A 5,450-nucleotide genomic window follows, 5' to 3' on the forward strand; every position below is an offset into this window, starting at 1 on the left:
CCGCGCTGGTCAAGCTGTCAGCTTCGACGAACGGGGTTTTGCAGACCTTCCCTAACGGAGCAGGCGACTGAATGCCTATGAAATTCGCAAAACTTATTTTTCTATCCTTGGCCTGCGTCATGCATGCCGCACCCGTGGCGGCATCAGCGGCATCACCAGCCGCAGACGATTCAACACCAACTTCAACGCCAACGATCACCGCCGCCGCGCTCGCGGACCTGGAGGCGGCCCAAGCCTTTATCCGGGCAACGCACCCTGGCGCCGTGCCCGGGATTGACGAGGCATTTTTGCGTCAGCTCGATGCCGGGTTTGGCGCAGCCGTGGGCCTGGCGGCACAACTGCCAGCGCAAGACCAGGCCATAGCGGCGCTGAAGGCATATACGGTGGCATTTAACGATGATCATCTGGCAGCGATTGGGCCTGAGCGACCCGATGCACCCGGGCAATGGGCTGGCTGGACTGCCGCTCCCACTGGCCAGCGATACCTGGTGCGCGATGTGGCGCCAAGTTGGCAAGGGCTGTTGCCGGCGCCGGGCGATGAGCTTGTGCGCTGCGATGGCCAGCCGATAGATACCTTTTTGCAAACACATATTGCGCCGTTTGTGGACCGCCGCTATGCCCTGGAAGGTGTGCGCGCTTCCTTGGCCTTGCTGTTGACCAACCGGGTGGACAGGCTGCCTTTGCCCGCGTCCAGCATGCCCAGGGAATGCACCTTCCGCTCGCCGAATGGCATTGCCAGCACCTTGCCCATGGTGTGGACGCAGAGCCAGGAGGGCTTTCGCATGAATGCGTTTACGCGCGCCTATCCCGGCGTGAAGCGATGGCTTGGGGGCTACTGGGTATACGCCAATGATTTTGACTCCCATTCGTCCAACCGTGGCGCGGTGGACCAGGTTGCGCGCACGGTGGCGAGCATTCCGCCGCAGGCGCCCTTTGTGGTCTTCGATACCCGGGGCAACCAAGGTGGCAGCGGCTTGTATGGCTACGAGTTGCTGAGTGCGTTGCTGAAGGGCGACATGCCCAGCGGTGAGGGAAGCGGCCGCTCCCGGTGGCGGGTATCGGCGCTGGTCATTGAGCAGCTGGGCAAGGAGGTTGAAAAATCGTCTGCGAGCGAGCCTGAATCTGCTCGTACCCTGAGCCTGAATGCCATTCTTGCGGCGTTGATCCAGGGGCAGAAGGATGGAAAGGCGTTTGTTGACAATGAATTGAGCATAGAGAAGTACATGCCGCCTTCGCCGCAGGGCGAGCCGTTCAAGGGGCGCGTCATTCTTGTTACCGATTCGAGCTGTGCGAGTGCCTGCATGGACTTTGTGGACATGGTGCGGCGTGTGCCAGGCATGTTGCATGTGGGCCGAGAAACCTCGGGCGATACGAACTACCTGGAGATCATTCGTTTGCCGCTGCCCAGCGGCGCGACCTTGGTTACCCCGACCAAGGTGTGGTCGGGCCGCACGCGCGGTGTCAATGAATCTGCGAAGCCGCACGAGGAGTTTCTTGGCGATATCCGCGATACGCGTGAGCTGCGCAAGTGGTTGGCGCAACGTTTGCAGAGACTTTAAGGCGGCACCAAGATGAAGCTGGCAAAACTTATTTTTCTATCCTTGGCCTGCGCCATGCATGCCGCGCCCGTGGCGGCATCGGCGGCATCACCCGCGGACGCTTCAACGCCAACGGTCACCGCTGCCGCGCTCGCGGACCTGGAGGCGGCCGAAGCCTTTATCCGGGCAACGCACCCTGGCGCCGTGCCTGGGATTGATGAGGCATTTTTGCGTCAGCTCGATGCCGGGTTTGGCGAGGCCTTGGCTCTGGCGGCACAACTGCCAGCGCAAGACCAGGCATTGGCTGCGATGAAGGCATATAAGGTGGCCTTTAAAGACGGCCATATATGGGTGACCCCTCCGCCCAACCAGTCTAATGATCCTATGCAATGGGCTGGCTGGACTGCCGCTCCCACGGGCCAGCGATACCTGGTGCGCGACGTGGCACCAAGTTGGCAGGGGGTGTTGCCGGCGCCGGGCGCTGAGCTTGTGCGCTGCGATGGCCAGCCGATAGATGCCTTTTTGCAAGCACGTATTGCGCCGTTTGTGGATCGCCGCCATGCCCTGGAAGGCGTGCGCGCTACCTTGGCCTTGCTGTTGACCAACCGGGTGGCCACGCTGCCTTTGCCCGCGTCCAGCATGCCCAGGGAATGCACCTTCCGCTCGCCGAATGGCATTGCCAGCACCTTGCCCGTGGTGTGGACGCAGAGCCAGGAGGGCTTTCGCATGAATGCGTATAGGCGTGCCGCTCCCAGCGTGAAGCGATGGCGCGGGGGCTACTGGGTATACGCCAATGAGTTCTATCCCCCGCCGTCCAAGCTGGAGGCGGTGCAAAGGCTTGTGCAAGAGGTGGCGAGCATTCCTGCGGAGGCGCCCTTTGTGGTATTCGACACCCGTGGCAATGAGGGGGGGAGCTCGGTCTATGGCTATGAGCTGTTAAGCGCGCTGATGAAAAGCGGCATGCCTGCTGGCAATTCAGGCAGCACTGCACGCTGGCGCGTGTCGTCATTGAAGATAGAGCAACTGCGCCAGGAGCTGGCGAAGTATCCGGCAAGCGCATCTGAAACGATGAACGTCCAGGTGCTCAGCAGCATCATTGCAACGCTAGTCCAGGCGCAGCAAGAGGGGAAGGTGCTGGCAGAGCAGGAGACGCGGAAGCTCAAGCTAAGGCTAGAGATTCCCGCTGATACCGGTGCCGCATTCAAGGGGCGCGTCATTCTTGTTACCGATTCGAACTGTGCCAGTGCCTGCATGGACTTTGTGGACATGGTGCGGCGTGTGCCAGGCATGTTGCATGTGGGCCGAGAAACCTCGGGCGATACGAACTACCTGGAGATCATTCGTTTGCCGCTGCCCAGCGGCGCGACCTTGGTCACCCCGACCAAGGTGTGGTCGGGCCGCACGCGCGGTGTCAATGAATCTGCGAAACCGCACGAGGAGTTTCTTGGCGATATCCGCGACACGCGCGAGCTGCGCAAGTGGCTGGCGGAGCGTTTGCAGAGACTCTAGGGCATGTACAAACCCAGCTACCTCCAAAAGACCTCGGCGGAATGCGGTATCGCTTGCATTGGCTTCGTCGCCGCCCACTACGGCAAGACGTATACGCTGACGGAGTTGCGCAGCTTCCTGGGTATCTCGTCGCGGGGCTCGACGCTTCTGGATCTGATTGCCCTTGGCAGGCGGATGGAGCTGCAAGCCCGGGGCGTCCGTGTGCCGCTGGAGGCCTTGGCGCAATTGGCGTTGCCGGCGATTCTCCATTGGGACGGCGCCCACTTCGTCGTCTTGACGGGTATCAAGCGCGGCAAGCTGGTATTGCACGATCCGGCGCGCGGCACTGTCACCATGAGCATGGCAGAGGCCAGCCCCCATTTCACCGGGGTGGCGCTGGAGTTGACGCCCTCCGAGGGGTTCTCGCACAAGCGAGAGGCGGCCAGTGTTGGCTGGCGCAAGCTCGTCGGCAAGATTCACGGGCTCAAGCGCAGCCTGGGGCAGGTGCTTTATCTGGCGGCAGTCCTGCAGTTGGTGATGTTGCTTGCCCCGCTTTTCACGCAATGGACGGTGGACAACGCCATTGTTGCCGGCGATGCCCAATTGCTTCATGTCCTGTTGGCGGGCCTGTCCCTTTGCCTGCTGACCAAGGTGGGGCTGGAGGGCGTCCGTGGGTGGCTCAGCATTGTTGCCGCGACGCAGTTCTCCAGCCAATGGGGCGCCAAGGTGGTGGCGCACATGCTGCGATTGCCGGCGCAATGGTTCGAGGTGCGCCACACTGGCGATGTGGTGTCTCGCTTTCAGTCGATGCAGAGCATCCAGGCGGCGGTGACGGGCCGCTTGGTCGACATCGTTCTTGACGGCGCCTTTGCTTCGGTGATTCTGATCGTGCTGTTTGCCTATAGCGCCAAGCTGGCCGCGGTGGTATTGCTGGCCGTTGCCCTGTACGCCATGGTGCGGATACTGCCGCATGGCAAGTTCCACCGGGTGAGCGACGAAGCCCTCGTGCATGAGGCAAAGGCGCAATCGCACTTCCTGGAGAACTTGCGGGCCATGCAGGTCATCAAGCTGGCGGGCCTGGAGAGCCTGCGCACGGCCCAGTGGACGGCGATGGCGGTGGAGGCCATCAACAAGCGCGCGACGACCCAGAAGATGACGCTTGCCTTTGGCACTGGATATGGGCTCATCTTTGCGGCCGAGAGCGTGGCGGTGCTGGGCATTGGCGCCTCGATGGCGATTGATGGCAGCTTGACCGTGGGAATGCTGATGGCCTTCATCGCCTACAAGGACGAGTTTTCCAGCCGGGTGCAGCGCTTCATCGACAACATGATGGGCATACGCATGCTGCGGCTGCATTCCGAGCGCTTGAGCGACATTGTGCTGTCGGCGGCGGAAACGCTGGAGTCCAACGACAGTATCGGCACTCGCGCCGGGGGCGCGCCGTTGCTGGAGATCGAGGGCCTGAGTTTCCGCTACGGGGACAACCTTCCCTGGGTTCTCAAGAATCTCAGCATTCGTATCGAGCCTGGCGAGCACGTGGCCATCGTGGGCCCGACAGGCTGCGGCAAGACCACCCTCGCGAAGATCTTGCTGGGCCTGCTGGAGCCAACGGCGGGCACCGTGAAGCTCAATGGCCGGCTGCTGAGCCAGTACGGCTTGTCAACCTGGCGCGGCCAGGTGGCCGCGGTCATGCAGGATGACCAGTTGTTTTCCGGCAGCTTGCGCGACAACATCGCTTGCTTCAACGAGGATCTTGCGTTTGACGAGGTGCGGCGGGCGGCCGAGATGGCGGCGATTGACGCCGAAATCGCGGCCATGCCGATGGGCTACCACACCCTGAACGGCGACATGGGCAGCTCCCTCTCCGGTGGGCAGAAGCAGCGAGTGCTGCTGGCCCGGGCGCTTTGCCGCCGGCCCAACCTGCTGGTGCTGGATGAGGCGACCAGCCATTTGGATGTGGACAACGAAAAGCGGGTGAACGCGGCCATCGGCACTTTGCGGGCGACCCGGGTGACGATCGCCCATCGGCCCGAGACGATTGCATCGGCCGATCGCGTGGTTTCGTTGGCTGGGGTGGCGCCGGCTTCGTTGGCGTGATGCAAGGTGGCGGTTGGGCGAGCCCTGAGGCTGCTTTCCTGGCCAGCACCGGCCGATGCCGGCCAGGCCCATGTGGCCACGCCCCATGTGCGCCATCACCCTGCGCCAGCTGCCATGGCGGTGCTGCGTCAACATCGCTTGAACTCGCCGCGCGGGGAACGCAAGGGCCTGGGTACACCCGTTCAGCGCGAAAGCGCCGGGCAGGCACAAATGCCGTTCACCTAAGCCAGTGAACCGCATGAGCCCCTCAGGAGCCCCAGCGTAGCGGGCATGCATGGAGCCTTGTTTTGAGGCCAGAGGCCGGGACTCGCCCCGGCGGGCGACCCC

Annotated in this window: 3 protein-coding genes; all 3 read left to right on the forward strand. The window is 62.7% G+C overall.

Annotated features, from left to right (window positions below; all coding sequences use genetic code 11):
• Window positions 1-77 precede the first annotated feature (77 nt).
• The 3 genes from ACODRX_RS25725 to ACODRX_RS25735 are packed head-to-tail and all read left to right on the forward strand — an operon-like array spanning window position 78 to window position 5,123.
• Entirely contained in the window at window positions 78-1,559 is a 1,482-nt protein-coding gene (locus ACODRX_RS25725; RefSeq protein WP_488874388.1) for a S41 family peptidase, read from the forward strand.
• Window positions 1,560-1,571: 12 nt separating this feature from the next.
• Window positions 1,572-3,047 (forward strand): S41 family peptidase, encoded by a 1,476-nt coding sequence (locus ACODRX_RS25730; RefSeq protein WP_488874389.1) that lies wholly within the window; start codon window positions 1,572-1,574, stop codon window positions 3,045-3,047.
• A 3-nt stretch (window positions 3,048-3,050) separates the two neighbouring features.
• Window positions 3,051-5,123, forward strand: a complete 2,073-nt coding sequence (locus ACODRX_RS25735) for a peptidase domain-containing ABC transporter (RefSeq protein ID WP_488874390.1) — start codon at window positions 3,051-3,053, stop codon at window positions 5,121-5,123.
• The last annotated feature ends 327 nt before the right edge of the window (window positions 5,124-5,450 follow it).

The sequence above is a fragment of the Comamonas sp. FG99 genome, from assembly GCF_057808605.1.